We start from the raw sequence: 15,843 nt of genomic DNA, 5'->3' as shown, positions 1-15,843 counted from the left end.
GTGCCACTTTCAACAAATATTTTTTCCTGCCGGATTGTTTGATCACCGGACTTAATTACAACTATATGAGTGCCGCTCTTGATGTGGAAGCGATTGGTTTCTTGGGTGACAGTGCCAACCAGAACGTTGTCCACGTATACAGAAACCCCTGGATCTGCTCCCAGTATTTGTATAGATGGACTGCTGTCTGATCTTATGTTCTTATGTCTAGGCATACTGCCACATGAAGCAAGAGCCATGCTGCAAAATACCAGTAGCAAAATACGCATAGTAATATTTATTCCCCGTTGAATGTGTCTTTACTGATCTGTTACGAAAAACCCGGCAGGTCGCCCGTTTTCCAGTGTTCCCGAAACAATTCTAGCCACAGAGCCTTCATTAGTTTCAGAGTCGCCGAATGTGGTTTCAATTAGGATCTCCGCAACTTTTTCCGCTGGCAATGTAATATCAAAACCACTCTGATTGCTGCGTATAGTCTTGCCTTCTTTCATCACAATAAGGTGGTCACCTTGTTGTAGACCCTGATGCTGTCCACCAGATATATAAACGGCACCGTTTTCGACTTGCAGGATATCTGTCTTCCAGCGTCGGCCGGAAAGCGTGGTGATTAATTCTTCAATCATATCCTCGATAGCAATGGAAATGGCTTTGTCATTTAAGGTGGCATCATATTTCGAGGTGCTTCCCATGCCTAATACTGTTGAGCTTTCGGTTGTTGCTTCTCCCTCGCCAGTGGCAGAATGAAAAACTAGGCCAGTTCTTACATCTACAAGCCTGATGGCCACTTTGGCATGAGCAACCTGAACTTTCTTTTTGTTGAAAAGGCCTCTTTGGCCATCAGTAGTGCGGCCAAATTCCACAATGGAGCCCAGAATAAGAGTGTCGACACCGACAATGTTCTGACTTTGGCCGGACTGGTTTTGTTCCCTTTTTATTTTCGATAGATCGGGACGTTCAAATATCAGGAAATTGTTTGTTTTTGTCAGATAGGCTGTAAGAATATCGGCGGCCTGCTTACCCAGTGGATCAAGGTCCCCATCCCTAAGTAGGCTTATTCCGTAATTTGTCTCATTGCTGAATCGTCCCACAGCCAGCTTGGTTTTCAATTTCTTCTCTTGAGAAATTAAGCTGGGTTTTTTTTCTACTTCCTGAGCAGAAGCTTGAGGCAGTGTAAGAAAAACCAATAAAATGCTGGAGATAAGTACGCTGTACAAACAATTTGAAGAATATTTAATTACCATCTTTCACCTAACTATATTTCGGCAGAATACAGAAACCTTGAGATGGTGAGCGATTGCATTATCGATAACCCCCAAAGTTATTTTACTAACTACTATCCTTCATCTAATGAAAAGACAATAATATTATTATTTTCAGCATTTAAATTATTTTAACCTCGAGCCTGCGCGTGATGATCAATTCAGATTCTTGGATGTTATAATACCTTGTCTTTTGGAGATATGTACTAAGGACATATCTCCAAATTTATTGTAAACGAGCACCGGCCTGCTGGCTCGCACTATCGGCTTCCAATATAACTTTTAGCTGCGCAGGGCCTGATCCAGGTCGGCCTTGATGTCTTCCACATCCTCGATGCCGACGGACAGACGGATCACATCCGGCCCGGCCCCGGCTTTGATCTGTTCCGCTTCCCCAAGCTGCCGGTGAGTGGTGGAGGAGGGGTGGATGATCAGGCTGCGGGTATCGCCGATATTGGCCAGATGCTTGAATAATCGCACTGCACCGACCACTTTCTTGCCGGCTTCATAGCCGCCCTTGACGCCGAAGGTCATGACGGCGCCGGCCCCTTTGGGCATATATTTCTGCTGCAGGCCGTGATAGGGGTCGTCCTCCAGTCCGGCATAGGATACCCATTCGACCATGTCGTGATTTTTCAGGAATTTCGCCACCTCCAGCGCATTGTCCGCATGGCGCTGCATGCGCAGTGGCAGGGTTTCAATGCCGTTCAGGATCAGGAAGGCGTTCATAGGGGCCAGGGCCGGTCCCAGATCCCGAAGACCGACTGCCCGGCAGGCGATGGCGAAGGCGATATTGCCCATGGCGTCGCCAAATACATCGCCGAAAACCATGCCATGATAAGAGGCGCTTGGTTCAGACAGGGTCGAATATTTGCCGCTTTTCATCCAGTCAAAATTGCCGGAATCGACAATGATACCGCCGATGCTGTTGCCCTGACCGCCGAGGAACTTGGTCAGGCTGTGGACTACAATGTCCGCCCCATGCTCAATCGGGCGGCACAGAAAGGGGGTCGCCAGTGTATTGTCCACCACCAGCACGATGCCGGCTTCATGGGCGACATCCGCGATGGCGGCAATGTCGGTGACGACACCGCCGGGATTGGCCAGGCTCTCGATAAAGATGGCTTTGGTGTTCGGTTTGATGGCGGCTTTCATCTTTGCCGGATCGGGATCAACAAAATTGGCGCCCCAGCCGAATTTCTTGAAGCTCTGGCTGAGCTGGGTAATGGAACCGCCGTAAAGCTTTGTCGACGCCAGGATTTCATCCCCCGGTTCCATCAGGGTATGGAAGGTAATCAGCTGGGCGGCGTGGCCTGAGGCGACGGCCAGGGCGGCAGCGCCACCTTCCAGGGCAGTGACCCGGTTTTCGAGGACGGATACTGTCGGGTTTGTCAGACGGCTGTAGATGTTGCCGAACTCCTGCAGGTTGAACAGGGCAGCGGCCTGTTCCGGGCTTTCAAATTCATAGGAGGCCGTTTGGTAAATCGGTGTGGCGCAGGCCCCGGTCGTGGGGTCCGATTGTTGCCCGGCGTGAATGGCAAGCGTTGAAAATTTATGTGTTTCTGACATAAGACAATTCCTTATATTGTGTGTGGCTCTGTGTTGGGTCTTTTTATTGTTAAAAACAAGAGGGTTATCTTTAGGTATTATAATACCATAATTTCAACCCCTTGAATTTTAAGGGAAATATATCATTGACTTTTCTTTTGTAAATGGCATATTTCGCGCCAATGTTATTTATCGAGTCCCGAAGGCGATTTTGGACCCGGAATAACACCGGAACAAGAAAAAACCGGCCGCCTGACAGTGAAATTTTTCCTGCACGGAGAACCGACCGGTCCATTAAGGAACAAGACTATGAAAACCTTTTCTGCTACGCCGGCAGACATTGAGAAGAAATGGTTTGTGGTTGACGCCGAAGGTGTCGTCCTTGGCCGTCTGGCCGCCATTGTTGCCAATCGTCTGCGCGGAAAACACAAGCCGTCCTTTACGCCTCATATGGATGACGGCGACAACATCATCATCATCAATGCTGAAAAAGTCAAACTGACCGGCAAGAAGATGGATGACAAAATCCATTACTGGCATACCGGTTATCCGGGCGGTATCAAAAGCCGCAATGCCAAACAGATCCTCGAAGGTGAATTTCCCGAGCGTCTGATCACCAAAGCCGTTCAGCGCATGATCCCGAGTGGTCCGCTTGGCCGTCAGCAGATGCGCAACCTGCGTGTCTATGCTGGTACAGAACATCCTCATACCGCCCAGAACCCCGAGGTTCTTGATGTTGCAGGTATGAATGACAAGAATACAAGGAGCCGCTAATCATGGCTGAAGATAAGAAAACTCTTGAAGACCTGAAAGAGATTACAGCCGAAGCCGCCACTTCAGCGGCCGGTACCGAAGCAGCGGCTGATGTCATAGTCGAGCCCAAACTGGACGCCCAGGGTCGTGCATATGCAACCGGTAAACGTAAAGATGCGGTTGCCCGTGTCTGGATCAAACCCGGTTCCGGCAAGATCACTGTAAACGGTCGTGATCAGCTGACTTATTTTGCCCGTCCAACACAGCGTCTGGTTGTTAACCAGCCGTTTGACGTTGCTGGCCGCAAAGATCAGTTCGACGTGGTTTGCACTGTAAAAGGTGGCGGACTTTCCGGTCAGGCCGGTGCCGTACGTCATGGTATCAGCAAGGCGCTGACATACTATGAACCGGGTCTTCGTCCGGTTCTGAAGAACGGTGGTTTCCTTACTCGTGATGCCCGTGTGGTTGAACGTAAGAAATACGGTAAGGCCAAGGCCCGCCGGAGCTTCCAGTTCTCCAAACGTTAATTACGTTTCAGTTATTTCCAATATTGAAAAGCCGCCCAATCGGGCGGCTTTTTCTTATGTAAATTTGCTAATTAGGATATTGTTAATTATGGGCGTAATATCCTGATAAGAGCCCTAGTGAAATGTGCTGTATTCATAAAGATGGGAACAATTGCTTAACCCGGACAAATACTACCAAATGCTTGAAAAATTTCTGACTAATTTATTGTATGATACGGAACCAGGTGTTTCCGGAAGCAAAATTAATCCTAAAACCGGTGATGGTCCCGCTCTGGGAGACGGCACTGAAACTCCTCTCGAGCAGAAACTGATTAAAATTCTGGCTCATACATCAATCGTCAATACTGGCAGGGTACAGTTACTCGGACTAGGTCAGATTAAGAAAAAAGTTGGAGAGAAATGGCCGGAGCTCCGGCACGCCATTCTTAATGGGCTTGAACAGATTGTTAACAAGAGGATCAGTTCCGAGGATGTTTTCTTTTCAAAGAATGATGAAGAACACATTATTGTCTTTGCCCATTTGACAGAAGATAAGGCCCGGCTGGTCTGTGCCAAGATACTTCAGGAGTTGTTGTCCCGCTATCTGGGTAATGTTGACACGAAGGATATAATCGTTCGAACAGCAACCGGTGTGATAAACGGGGAGCTGAAGTTCAAGGCGTCTTCGCTTGAGGAACTTCTGACGTCTGTGTCAATGACGGATGTGACGGGAAGCACCGTGCCATTATCCTCGTATGAAGGGGATAAGACCAGTAACCTGCGTTCTCCTGAAAATCTGGCCCGGTTTTTTCAGGAATCCAAAAACCGTTTAAACAAGATCATAGAACCGGTGTTTATGCCGCTCTGGGATTCCAGACATCAGGTGGTTTCCAATTATGGTCTCAATTATCGTCTTAGGGGGAAGGTATCTCCAATAGGAAACTACGGGAGCCTGCTGAGAAACTTTAAAATAAGGGACAAAGTTATTGCCGAATATATTCTGGTAGAAGAATGTGAAAACATCCTGACAGAATTCCATGCAAATAAATTTCGGGCAGTGTTTTGTCTGCCGGTCAGCTATGAAACCGTCTATAATCCTGATCTGGTGTTGGCCTACACGAAGAATCTGGCCGGTATTCCTGAGGAGCTCCGACGCTATGTTTCTATTACGCTGATGGAGTTTCCGGCTGGCATTCCGGAAGGAAAAATTCGCTTTATCACGTCCTCTCTGAAAAGATACTGCTCCAACATTATATTGCATTGTCAGGATTTTATTCCGCAGGACATAGTCTTTTATAAAGAATGTGGCATCAGTTGCATTAGTCTCACCCTGAGCAATTCAAAGCGCGGAAAAGCGGACTATTGGAACAGTCTGGCTACCACCGTGGAAAAATGTCATAAAAATGCGATCAAAACGACTGTGATTAATCTGCAATCACCTGACGAACTTATGTTGGCGCATGAAGCCGGTTTTGATTTTCTGGCGGGCGAGGCGCTTTGTAAGAATACCGTGACTCCGGGACATATGGTGAGAATTACCTGGAAAGAGCTTCTGGCCGGAAAGTCACCCTCCTTCTGAAAGAGGAGCGGAAAATTATAATAAGTCGAATATTCTAAATATCAAAAATATAGTCTAAAGAGACTATTTCTCTCAAAACATGTCAAAACAGCAAAATGTAAATAAAAATTTTACCTTTTGCCGTACATACAGGTCGCATGGATTTGTGCGGCGGAGGGCTGCGTGGTGATAGTTCAACAATTAACTGATTAATACAAAAATTATATGTGAATAACGATTTGTTAAGCTTATTTTTACATTAGTCCAATCTACTGTATGGCGTGCGAATTATGAGTTTCAAATCGGTTTTCAGACATTCGACAGGTAAGTGCAGTTTATAAATTTTCGAAAAATATGACGCTTGTACCGATCTCGGGCGTGATTTTTCAGAGGCGTATTTGAGGAACAACGATGACCAAATTCAATATTGAACCGGTGGATGAGGAAATAACGCTGGATCATGAAGATATTATTGTGTCCAAAACCGATCTGAAGGGGCGGATCACCTATGTTAATGATACCTTTTGTAAAATAGCGGAAATGAGGGAGAGGGAAGTGCTTGGCGAACAACATAGCATCATTCGCCATCCCGATATGCCGCGGTCGGTTTTCCAGCTTCTATGGGAAACCATTCAATACAAAAGGGAAATCTTTGCGTATGTAAAGAATATTTCAAAAACCGGGAAATACTACTGGGTGATTGCCCATGTTACGCCAACCCTGGACAGGGACGGGAATATCGTTGCCTATCACTCGAACAGGCGGGGCGTCTCTGCAAGCGAAGTAACCAAGGTTGACAAGCTGTATAAGGAAATCTGCGCGGTCGAAAGACAATATCCAAACCGTAAGGAAGGTATGCTGGCCGGTTCGAAATATCTGGTCGAGCAGGCTGCCAATAATGCCACATCATATGACGAATTTATCTGGTCTGTAGGAGCGTAAACATGTTTCGTTTTGGAAAAGCCTCAGTTGAGGGCGGGGGAAGCAACAACAATAAACTGGCTACGGAGCTGGCGGAAACCAAAGAAAAGCTCGCCCAATATGAGAAAGCCTTTGCTGCCCTGCAGAAACTGGGGCCGGAACTGCGCAAGGGTAACCTGGAAGCCAGGATCATTGGCTGGCAGGACCATGGTGAATTGTCGGAAACAATGGCGGACATCAACTATCTTCTGGATTTATCCGATGCCTATGTCCGCGAGGCCGGTGCTTCCCTGGAAGCGGCGCAAAAGGGTGAATATTACCGTCAGTTCATGACACGCGGTATGAGGGGCAGCTTCGGGCTGGGAGCTCAGGTCATCAATGCTGCCGGCGGAAATATGCAGAAAATGGAAGAAAAGGTTTTTGCAGATCGTGAACGGCTGGCAGGAGAATTCAATGAGAAGGTCATGCAGACCCTGACTACAATCACCGATGAAATCGGAAACCTGAAGCGTATGTCAGATCTGCTGAACAATAATGCATCCGAAACTCAGAGCATGGCGGCCAGTGTTGCTGCCGCGTCCGAGCAGGCAACGGTAAATGTCCAGACGGTTGCGGCGGCTGCAGAAGAACTGACCAAATCTGTAGACGAGATTGCGCGCCAGGTTGCCAGTTCATCCCAGAAGTCAAATTCAGCGGCCCGGGAAGCAACGGCGGCCAAAGACACTATCGACGCCCTGCAGCAATCATCCTCTTCGATTGGTGAAGTGGTCAAGATGATCAATGATATTGCCGGCCAGACCAATTTGCTGGCCCTGAATGCCACCATCGAAGCCGCTCGCGCCGGTGAAGCCGGTAAAGGGTTTGCCGTGGTCGCCAACGAGGTCAAGTCACTTGCCAACCAGACGTCTGATGCCACGGGCAATATTGCGGATCAGGTTGGCACGATCCAGAATAATGCAGGCTCGACCGTGGAAGTGGTTGACGGAATTGCAGCCAGTATTGCTCAATTGAGTGAGATCGCTGCAAATATTGCATCCGCAACCGAAGAACAGTCAGCGGCGACCCTTGAGATCAGCAAGAATATCCAGGAGGCTTCCAAAGGCACTCAGGATGTTTCCTCGCACATCACACAGGTTAGCAGTACGGCCATCAAGACGATGGAAAGCGCAACCGAACTGGCCGAAGCCTCCCGACATATGGAGGACCAGGCGGTGCAACTGCGGGATCAGGCAGAAACTTTCCTGAAAGCCATGCTGGCCCGTTGATTTATAAATAATCCGACTTTTGCAACCCGCCGGCTTGATCGGCGGGTTTTGCTGTTCTACTGTGGCGGCATGACAGCAAAACTTGAAATCCTGTCGTCTTTTCCGACGGCCGAGAAATTCTATAGCGACTTCTGGAACAGGCGGCCCTTTGTGGTCAAGGGCGCTCTGGAGGCAGGGCTTGTTGAATCCCTGATCACTGCAGAGGAGCTGGCCGGCCTTTCCCTCGAAGAAGATGTCAGGTCCAGACTGGTAACCGGTCCGGACGGCGGATGGTTATGTACCCACGGCCCGTTTGAAGAAGAAGCCTTCAACGAACTCGGGGAGCGGGGCTGGAACCTCCTGGTTCATAACGTGGAAAGATATCATCCGCCGGTGGCTGACCTGTTGCCTCTGTTTGATTTTTCCCCAAGGTGGCTTCTTGATGATATCATGGTCAGCTACTCAGTTCCCGGTGGATCGGTAGGCCCCCATATTGACAGCTATCATGTTTTTCTTGTGCAGGGACAGGGGAGGCGCCGGTGGAAAGTCGGGGCCGACCCGCTGCGTAATGAGGAGTATATACCCGATATCGACCTCAGGGTTCTCAAGGACGGCTTTGAAGGGACGACTGTCGATGTCGAGGCCGGCGATGTGATCTATATTCCACCGCAGGTCCCCCATGAGGGCGTGACGGCCGAAAGTGCCCTGACCTTTTCCATCGGATTTCTCGGCCCGTCGCTGCCTGAACTTTTTATGGCCTATGGCCAGTATCTGGAAGCAGAGGAGAGAAGCTCGGAACGTTTCCTCGGGGCCTGTCTGACGGAGGCTGACAGCGGCTTCTCAATCAGTAAAAACGCAGTCGGGCAAATTCGGGATCTCATGCGCCGGGGGCTGGAGACCGGGGATTTCGGCGAATGGCTGGTGACATATTTTTCCGAACCATCGGTGGACGAGGATTTTTCCGATTCAGTCTGCCCGGATGTTCTTGCATATTTCGGACAGGACAGAAGCCTCGTCAGGCCGCAGCAGGACAAACTGGTTATTCTGCAGGTGAGTGATAACCGGCGGGTCGTGGGATACGGTGGACGCAGTTTCAGGATTGCCGAAAAAAATGCGCCGCTATTGCACAGACTCGAATCCGGCCGGAAAATTGCTGAAAAGGATCTCGACAGCCTTGACCGGACTGATGAAATGCTTCTCCTTCTTGAAAATATTTTAGCTGCTGCCGATGGGAATTAGACTTTTCTTCTGCACCCAACATTTTGTCGGAATTGACTTTTCCGGACTGCTCTGAAGACTGTCGAATATGCGCATTTTCTAAGCTTGCTGTTTCACCTTTAGTTAACCTCGTTTGTTAGGTTTTTATTAATTCTGAAGCCATAACCTTCAATATGTAGGGGTGTGCTTATCCTGTTTTTTATTTATTAATCAGTGGGTTATTATATATTATATGGCTCAGAATAAGCGGTCTGTTTTTGAAATGTTTAAGCCGGGAAAAGGCGGGCAAAAACTTGCCCCGCCCAAAAGCCGGCCATTGCGTTCGCTTGCTTCCGGATCCGACCAAGGGACATCGGTCAAACCCATTACCAACAGCAAACTGGAGAGTTTTCTTGAAAAGGATGACCTTGCCCTCAGCGGCCGGGCACAGCTTATCAGCCTTATATCCATGAAAGAACGTATTGGTGAAGGCTGGAACAGCGTCAAGGGCCGGCTGGCGACAGCTTTTGAAAGTTCACTGGAAAGTTCCTGCAGTCCGAATGATAATCTTTTCAAGAGATCCGACGAAGAATATATCGCGATTTTTTCAACCCAGACGGCGGAGGATAAAAGTCCGGAAGACCTGAGTGATCTCTGTCGCAATCTGATGGCGGAGGTTGCCAGAAAATTCCTTGGTGAACTCGAGCCGGACCCTGACGTGGCACGCGCCATATACGGATTGAAGGACGGTGAGTATATTTTCGACCGTGAAGTGCGCGAAGGGTCGGCGAAGAAGGGAGCGGAAAAGAAAAAAACAGAAGGCAAGCCGCAGGGGAAAGATGCGGGGGTAAGCGAACTGTTTGTCAGTGATGAACGGTTTGATCTTGTATACCGGCCGAACTGGAGCGTGCGCCATGAAACCGTCACCACCTATTCGGTGCACGCGATTGCCCGGGATGTGAAGGGAAATTGCCGTTACGACTATAATGTTCTGAAAGACAAGACCGCCCTGGAATGCCTGATAGGGCTCGACTGGCTTTTGCTGGCGGACGCCATTGAAACGATGGAGGGTCTGTATTTCAATAATTTCAGAACGGTATATTCTATTCCGGTGCATTATGAGACCCTTTTCAGTACGGAACGGGTGAAGGGTTTTTTGACCCGCTGCCGCAAAATACCTGAAGAGTTGCGCAAATATGTGATTTTCACCCTTGCCGGAGTGCCGGACGGTATTCCGGTGACAAAACTCCAGATGATTGTTTCCTCCCTGAAACCTTACTGTAATTCAGTTCAGCTGGAATGCAATTCACTGCCGCGGGACTGTTCGAAATATGTCATGCCCGGGCTTAAATACCTTAAATACAGGCTTCCGGATGCTGCTTCACCGGATAAGAACTTCTGGATAAAGGTTGCTGAATTCTCAATCTCCTGCAAAAAGCATAAGCTTTTGAGCGTGCTTTCCAATGTCAACAGCATAGAACAGCTGATGATTACCAGAGAGATAGGTGTAAATTTTCTCAGTGGTGATATAATAGGAAATTATTGCGAGATTCCCGAACATATGCAAAAAATCAAATGGCAGGAACTCGTGAATAACGCACAGTTTTAAACCGAATAATATTCTGCTTTAAAAGTTATAACAAAATATAATTTCTAATTATATCTATTGATAATCATAATATTTCGGTTTAGATATGGCTGCGAAAGATTAATTTCAATCTCCGGAGCAAGAGGATCAAGTCGAAATGAGTGAGCCAGCGAAAAAAATCAGAGCCGGAATTCTGGGAGCCAGTGGTTATACGGGAGCCGAACTGGTCCGCCTGCTGGTCTTGCATCCCTATGTGGAAATCGTTCTGATGACGGCGGACCGCAAGGCCGGACAGCCCATCGCCGATGTTTTTCCACATCTGGCAACCGCAAACCTTCCCGACCTGATGGCCGTAGATGAAGTGGAGTGGCCCGGACTGGAACTGGATGTTGTCTTCTGTGCCTTGCCCCATGCCACTTCGCAGGAAATTATCAAAGGCATTCTTCATGCAACAGGACATGGTTTTATCGATGAGATGGTGATTGAATCTCCTTCCGACTATGCCAGTGCGATTCATGGATCGGTCAAAGTGATTGATCTGTCGGCCGATTTCCGTCTTCGGGATATGTCGGTTTACGAGAAATGGTATGGTGACGAACACCGGGCGGCAGAATTGCAGAAAGAAGCCGTATACGGCCTGACCGAACTGAACCGGGAGGATATTACCCGGGCACGTCTGGTTGCCTGTCCGGGATGTTATCCGACAGCGGCTTTGCTGACTTTGATCCCTTTGCTTCGGGAAAAGTCTATTTCGAAAGACAATATTATCATTGATGCCAAATCCGGTGTCAGCGGCGCCGGCCGCTCCCTCAAGGAAGGCAATCTTTTTGCCGAGGTGGCTGAAGCCATGCATCCATACGGCATTGCATCGCACCGCCATTCGCCGGAAATCGAGCAGGAACTGACCAAGGCGCTGGGTGAGCAGGTTTATGTCACCTTTACCCCCCATCTGGTGCCCATGAACCGTGGCGAACTGGAGACAATTTACGTTCAGTATGCAGAAGGTAAAACCGTCGATGACCTGCGCGACATTCTGGAAGACCAATACCGGGACGAACCTTTTGTGACAGTGGCGCCCCAGGGTGTTGTGCCAGCCACTCGTCAGGTGCGGGGATCCAACCATTGTGTCGTAAATGTCTTTGAAGACCGGGTGCCGGGCCGGGCCATACTTGTGGTGGCCATTGATAATCTGGTCAAGGGGTCTTCCGGGCAGGCGATCCAGAACATGAACCTGATGTTCGGCCTGACAGAAACATTATCTCTGGAACAATTGCCCCTGTTCCCCTAAGCTGCGCCGGAAACAGAGGAGAAGTCCATGTCCGAGGAAACTGGTCGTGCTGCCAATGGCGGAGGCAGGTTGTATCCCTACAAGGGGGTATGGCCGACGGTGCACGAAACTGCCTTCATTGCCCCCGGGGCTCGCATTATCGGGGATGTTCACATTGGCGCCGGCAGCAGTATCTGGTTCAATTGCGTTCTGCGTGGTGATGTGAATGAAATTCGCATCGGCTGCAACAGCAATATCCAGGACGGTTCTGTCGTACATGTGGAAGGTGGTGGCGCAGCCACCCATATCGGGGACAACGTCCTGATTGGTCATCTTGCTCTTGTTCACGGAACGACCATTGAGGACGGTGGTTTTGTCGGCATGAAAGCCGTGACCATGGATGGCTGCCATATCGGAGCCGAAGGGATGCTGGGGGCAGGGGCTCTGCTCAGCCCTGGTAAAAAGATCGGACCGGGAGAACTCTGGATTGGTCAGCCGGCCCGGCATGTGCGTGATCTCAGTGACGAGATGAAGGAAGGCCTGAAGGCCGGCACGACACATTATGCCGAACTGGCCCAGGAATATATTCAGGAACTCTGAAGTCAGACTTCAAACACATGCCTGAAGGGAACTTCGCATCTGGGCAAACCGCTCATACTCGGTTCTATATTCATTTCGATCATGGTTGGCCCTTTGTCCGAAATAGCGATATCAAGGCCCAGGAAACGGGTTTCTGGCATATAGGACAGGGATTTTGTACCAAGCTCTCTGACTTCCTGCCACATGGGAATCTGGAAGCCGAGAATTTTTTCGCCACTGTCTGGATGATGGGTTACTTCGGTCATGGCCGGGGTGGTCAGGTGCAGAAACTCCACAACACCTGTTTCGGGATTTATATTGCCGCTGAAACCGCCGGCTTCGGTATTATCCACCAGCGAGCCGGCCCTGCCGATTCGGATCCTGGTGCCAATAATTTTTATGTCGCCGGACTTGTCTTCATAGACATACATGCGGATGGTATTGACGCTGGTTGGATTGAGCCTGGACATGATCGGGTGCTGGGTCATATATTCCTCAACAACCCAACCGTCCGGATTCTCTTCGATAAGTGTTTCATATACTTTGTGAGCGGGATAGCTCTCTTCACTGGAAAGCTTTTTCAAAACGACCTGTTCGCCTTCCAGGGAAATTTCATAAGCCTTGAAGCCGCTGCCGCCGTAACCGACAACTTTTTTAATGCAGAGCTTTTCTCCGGCAAATGGCAGTAGAAAACGTTCAAATTCTTCCAGGGTACAAAGATCGGCTCCGGCCGCTGTCTGGCCGTGTTTCTCGTGGAAAGTGCCGAGGTATCTGGGGGTCGGCAGGTTGAAATGATTGAAAAAGGCTTTTTCCAGAGACTTGTACTGGGAAACCCCGTGATATTTACCCCGGTTCAACCTGTTGACCAGCTTTCGATAGTCCGCCGGTGATGTGAATCCGGTTTTATAGTGCCAGCTTATCCCCTTGCGCCACATTCGGGCATGATGATAAGTGGCATAGTTGATGCCTGTTGTAATCCTTAACCAGATCATCTCGAAAATCTGTCTGGCTACTGAAGAATGCCCCTCATCTGCATGTGTTTTGCATAATCCGTACACAAATTTTATTTTTTTTATCATTATAAACGCCTGTATCAGGTTCTAAAAATATGTCTAATTGGTGTCTCTGCTGTCGAGAGGCCATTCATGCTGGGTTCGATATTCATCTCGATCATGACCGGACCCTGTTCGGTAATGGCAATATCCAGGCCAAGGAACCTGGTTTTTGGCATGTGCCTGAGGGCATCCGCACCGATGTTTTTTGCTTCTTCCCAGTAGGGTACGACAAAACCGACCACCTGTTCCCCGCTGTCGGGGTGATGGGTTATTGTATTCATCTCAGGTGAATAGTGATAGGCCAGTTCCACTACGCCGGTTTCGATATTGACGTTGGCGCTTATGCCCCCAAGTTCGTTGTTGTCCACAAGGGAACCGGCGGCGCCGACGCGTAACCGGGTGCCGAGTATATGAATTTTGTTATTGCTGTCCTGATAAACATGCATGCGCAGGGTATTGACGCTCGAACTGTTCAGTCGGGCCATTTCCGGGTGCTGGACTAGATATTCTTCAATCAGCCAGCCATCGGGCTCAGTTGCCAGTATACCATAGAGCTCACCGATGGTGTATTGATCTTCGCTGCCAGGTTGTTGAAGAAGCGGGGCGTCGTTCCCCGGAATTATCTTGAACGCCATGAACCCACGGCCGCCATGACCCTCCACTTTTTTGAAGCAAATCATCTTTCCCGCCTTATTGGCCAGAAATGTTTCCAGATCCTGCTGGCTGGAGAGCGTGTTGCCTTCCGGTGTCTTGCCGCTCGTTATATGAAAAAAGCCCAGATAGGGTGGGGTTTTTAAGGCGAAAAGTCTGAAATAGGCTTTTTCCAGAGGCTTATACTGGGAAACCCCGTGGAATTTCCGATCATTCAGGCGCCAGACTTCCTTTTTATACTGCTTCATGGACATGAAACCGGTCTTATACTGCCAGTCTGCATCCCTGCGCCACATACGGGCGTAATGATAGGTGGCGTAACTGATGCCAGTTGTCGCCCGGAGCCACGCCATTTCCATGAACTGGCGGAGCACGGAAGAGTGTCCCTGGTCTGCCTTGGATTTGCATAACTTATAGACATATATGGTTTTGCCGAGGTTTGCCATTCCGATAACCTGTAGTGTTTTTTAAAATGAAACGACTGTCTGCTTTATTCGTCAAGTATAGATTGACGAGCATGATAGCCGGTCCGATATTTTTCCCATGTTCGCGGAAAAAGTTTTCTGTACAGGTTGCGACTCCAGCCGCCTAAAATGGCCTTAATCAGGTCGGTACTGCTGTTCTTTATGATGAAATGGCGTCGGAATTTTTTAAGTTTTTTCTCCAGCGCATGCGCCCCATGTCGATGGGTAAAATAGATAAGATCTTCCACGAAGGGTAATGTTCCTGTCGAGGAGGGCTTGAGATAATTTATATCCGCGTGGGTCTTGAAATCCGGTATTTTGGCGGAGCTTTTCCCCAACACATCCAGGGTAACGGACGTACGGACACATTTCGGGCAGTTGCCGCAGTTGGTGCCGGCCGAACGCCAGCAGACCTGCAACTGGTCCAGCAGGTCCTGGTACTGAGCCAGATATTCTGTTTTCTGGCTTCTGGTGGCTTCCAGGCCGTCATGGACTATTTTAGTTACTTCCGTGTTCCAGAGGATGTCCAGCAGGGGGTGTGATCCCCAGGGAAACAGGCTGTCATAGGTAAAAGAGGAGGGAATGTAAAAAGTTTTTGCATTCAGGGTTACTCCGCTACAGGCCAGAATGGCGCCATGCACCGGGCTCCAGGGCAGTCTGCGACGCTCCAGAAAACCGCGGGCATTGTTGGCAACCGTAATCAGTTTTTTGTTTTCCTGATCTGCGAAGGCCTGCCGGTCGCGGATACTCTGTTGCCATCCTTCTTCATTCTCGAAATTGTCAAATCCCTGGATCAGCAGGAGGTGGGTGATCTGATCCCGGTATTTTGCATAGGTATAGGTGCTGTCGATGCCGCCGGAATAACAGCAATATACATCATCCGTCGTGTCAGCGATTTTTTCGGTGTGTGCTATCAGTTCGATTTTGGTCAGATCGCTGTTCCAGTTGCTGTAGATATTCTGGATCTCTTCAAAATTCTTGACGACATTTTCGGAAACAGGGAATGCGGGATCGATAACGATTGGACAGCCATGCAGCATGGCTTCGAAAAGACAGAAGGGGATAAAAATCTCCGGTCTGGCCGTAAGTTTGATGTCAGTGGGAAAACGGAACCAGATATGTTCGCCATCAAGATTTGCGGAAAGTTCCTGATAACCGGCATGTTCGGTCAGGGTTATTTCCGATATTCTGATTTCTTCTTTATTTGAAGAAGTTTCCGACATTTCCTCAGTTCCTCACGAATATTTCCTGTT

General features: G+C 49.1%; 14 protein-coding genes. 9 read left to right on the top strand and 5 right to left on the bottom strand.

Annotated elements, in window-relative coordinates:
* Positions 1-299: 299 nt before the first annotated feature.
* Positions 300-1,241, bottom strand: a complete 942-nt coding sequence (locus ACORNT_RS13730; protein WP_321391937.1) for a CsgG/HfaB family protein — start codon at positions 1,239-1,241, stop codon at positions 300-302.
* 300 nt (positions 1,242-1,541) lie between these two features.
* A complete protein-coding gene (locus ACORNT_RS13725; RefSeq protein WP_321391934.1) occupies positions 1,542-2,828 on the bottom strand; it encodes an O-acetylhomoserine aminocarboxypropyltransferase in 1,287 nt (428 codons plus the stop codon).
* Between the two features lie 288 nt (positions 2,829-3,116).
* On the opposite strand from ACORNT_RS13725, the gene rplM reads away from it, so the two are divergent.
* The 9 genes from rplM (at position 3,117) to ACORNT_RS13680 (ending at position 12,441) form a co-directional block, all read left to right on the top strand.
* A complete protein-coding gene (gene rplM / locus ACORNT_RS13720) occupies positions 3,117-3,581 on the top strand; it encodes a 50S ribosomal protein L13 (RefSeq protein WP_321391931.1) in 465 nt (154 codons plus the stop codon).
* Between the two features lie 2 nt (positions 3,582-3,583).
* Positions 3,584-4,087, top strand: a complete 504-nt coding sequence (gene rpsI / locus ACORNT_RS13715; protein ID WP_420717498.1) for a 30S ribosomal protein S9 — start codon at positions 3,584-3,586, stop codon at positions 4,085-4,087.
* 151 nt (positions 4,088-4,238) lie between these two features.
* Positions 4,239-5,645 carry a hypothetical protein gene (locus tag ACORNT_RS13710; RefSeq protein WP_321391928.1) on the top strand — a complete coding sequence of 469 codons (1,407 nt, stop codon included), beginning with the start codon at positions 4,239-4,241 and terminating at the stop codon, positions 5,643-5,645.
* A 390-nt stretch (positions 5,646-6,035) separates the two neighbouring features.
* The gene (locus tag ACORNT_RS13705) at positions 6,036-6,566 is read left to right on the top strand and encodes a PAS domain-containing protein (RefSeq protein WP_321391925.1); all 531 of its coding nucleotides are present in this window, start codon (positions 6,036-6,038) and stop codon (positions 6,564-6,566) included.
* A 2-nt stretch (positions 6,567-6,568) separates the two neighbouring features.
* A complete protein-coding gene (locus ACORNT_RS13700; protein ID WP_321391921.1) occupies positions 6,569-7,810 on the top strand; it encodes a methyl-accepting chemotaxis protein in 1,242 nt (413 codons plus the stop codon).
* A 69-nt stretch (positions 7,811-7,879) separates the two neighbouring features.
* Positions 7,880-9,028 (top strand): cupin domain-containing protein, encoded by a 1,149-nt coding sequence (locus tag ACORNT_RS13695; RefSeq protein WP_321391918.1) that lies wholly within the window; start codon positions 7,880-7,882, stop codon positions 9,026-9,028.
* 211 nt (positions 9,029-9,239) lie between these two features.
* Positions 9,240-10,595 carry a hypothetical protein gene (locus tag ACORNT_RS13690; protein ID WP_321391916.1) on the top strand — a complete coding sequence of 452 codons (1,356 nt, stop codon included), beginning with the start codon at positions 9,240-9,242 and terminating at the stop codon, positions 10,593-10,595.
* A 136-nt stretch (positions 10,596-10,731) separates the two neighbouring features.
* Entirely contained in the window at positions 10,732-11,862 is a 1,131-nt protein-coding gene (argC, locus tag ACORNT_RS13685) for an N-acetyl-gamma-glutamyl-phosphate reductase (RefSeq protein ID WP_321391914.1), read from the top strand.
* Positions 11,863-11,889: 27 nt separating this feature from the next.
* Positions 11,890-12,441, top strand: coding sequence for a gamma carbonic anhydrase family protein (locus tag ACORNT_RS13680; protein ID WP_321391912.1), 552 nt, complete (start codon positions 11,890-11,892; stop codon positions 12,439-12,441).
* A 2-nt stretch (positions 12,442-12,443) separates the two neighbouring features.
* On the opposite strand, the gene ACORNT_RS13675 is transcribed toward ACORNT_RS13680, so the two are convergent.
* From ACORNT_RS13675 to ACORNT_RS13665, 3 genes are all read right to left on the bottom strand, one after another.
* Complete coding sequence (locus ACORNT_RS13675) at positions 12,444-13,412, bottom strand: sugar-transfer associated ATP-grasp domain-containing protein (RefSeq protein ID WP_321391910.1); 969 nt, start codon at positions 13,410-13,412, stop codon at positions 12,444-12,446.
* 101 nt (positions 13,413-13,513) lie between these two features.
* A complete protein-coding gene (locus tag ACORNT_RS13670; RefSeq protein WP_321391907.1) occupies positions 13,514-14,572 on the bottom strand; it encodes a sugar-transfer associated ATP-grasp domain-containing protein in 1,059 nt (352 codons plus the stop codon).
* A gap of 44 nt (positions 14,573-14,616) precedes the next feature.
* Positions 14,617-15,813, bottom strand: coding sequence for a hypothetical protein (locus ACORNT_RS13665; protein ID WP_321391904.1), 1,197 nt, complete (start codon positions 15,811-15,813; stop codon positions 14,617-14,619).
* Positions 15,814-15,843: the final 30 nt, after the last annotated feature.

The organism is Emcibacter sp. (assembly GCF_963675455.1).
Classification (GTDB): Bacteria; Pseudomonadota; Alphaproteobacteria; order Sphingomonadales; family Emcibacteraceae; genus Emcibacter.
Note: the sequence above shows the minus strand (reverse complement) of the source record. Positions and strands in the feature narration are given on the sequence as shown.

Bases quoted from the DNA above. Each gene is read 5' to 3' on its own strand.
- rpsI (WP_420717498.1), top strand. From the start codon at position 3,584: ATGGCTGAAGATAAGAAAACTCTTGAAGACCTGAAAGAGATTACAGCC.
- ACORNT_RS13670 (WP_321391907.1), bottom strand. From the start codon at position 14,572: ATGGCAAACCTCGGCAAAACCATATATGTCTATAAGTTATGCAAATCC.
- ACORNT_RS13730 (WP_321391937.1), bottom strand. From the start codon at position 1,241: ATGGTAATTAAATATTCTTCAAATTGTTTGTACAGCGTACTTATCTCC.
- ACORNT_RS13695 (WP_321391918.1), top strand. From the start codon at position 7,880: ATGACAGCAAAACTTGAAATCCTGTCGTCTTTTCCGACGGCCGAGAAA.
- ACORNT_RS13725 (WP_321391934.1), bottom strand. From the start codon at position 2,828: ATGTCAGAAACACATAAATTTTCAACGCTTGCCATTCACGCCGGGCAA.
- ACORNT_RS13665 (WP_321391904.1), bottom strand. From the start codon at position 15,813: ATGTCGGAAACTTCTTCAAATAAAGAAGAAATCAGAATATCGGAAATA.
- ACORNT_RS13675 (WP_321391910.1), bottom strand. From the start codon at position 13,412: ATGATCTGGTTAAGGATTACAACAGGCATCAACTATGCCACTTATCAT.
- rplM (WP_321391931.1), top strand. From the start codon at position 3,117: ATGAAAACCTTTTCTGCTACGCCGGCAGACATTGAGAAGAAATGGTTT.
- ACORNT_RS13690 (WP_321391916.1), top strand. From the start codon at position 9,240: ATGGCTCAGAATAAGCGGTCTGTTTTTGAAATGTTTAAGCCGGGAAAA.
- ACORNT_RS13700 (WP_321391921.1), top strand. From the start codon at position 6,569: ATGTTTCGTTTTGGAAAAGCCTCAGTTGAGGGCGGGGGAAGCAACAAC.
- argC (WP_321391914.1), top strand. From the start codon at position 10,732: ATGAGTGAGCCAGCGAAAAAAATCAGAGCCGGAATTCTGGGAGCCAGT.
- ACORNT_RS13680 (WP_321391912.1), top strand. From the start codon at position 11,890: ATGTCCGAGGAAACTGGTCGTGCTGCCAATGGCGGAGGCAGGTTGTAT.
- ACORNT_RS13705 (WP_321391925.1), top strand. From the start codon at position 6,036: ATGACCAAATTCAATATTGAACCGGTGGATGAGGAAATAACGCTGGAT.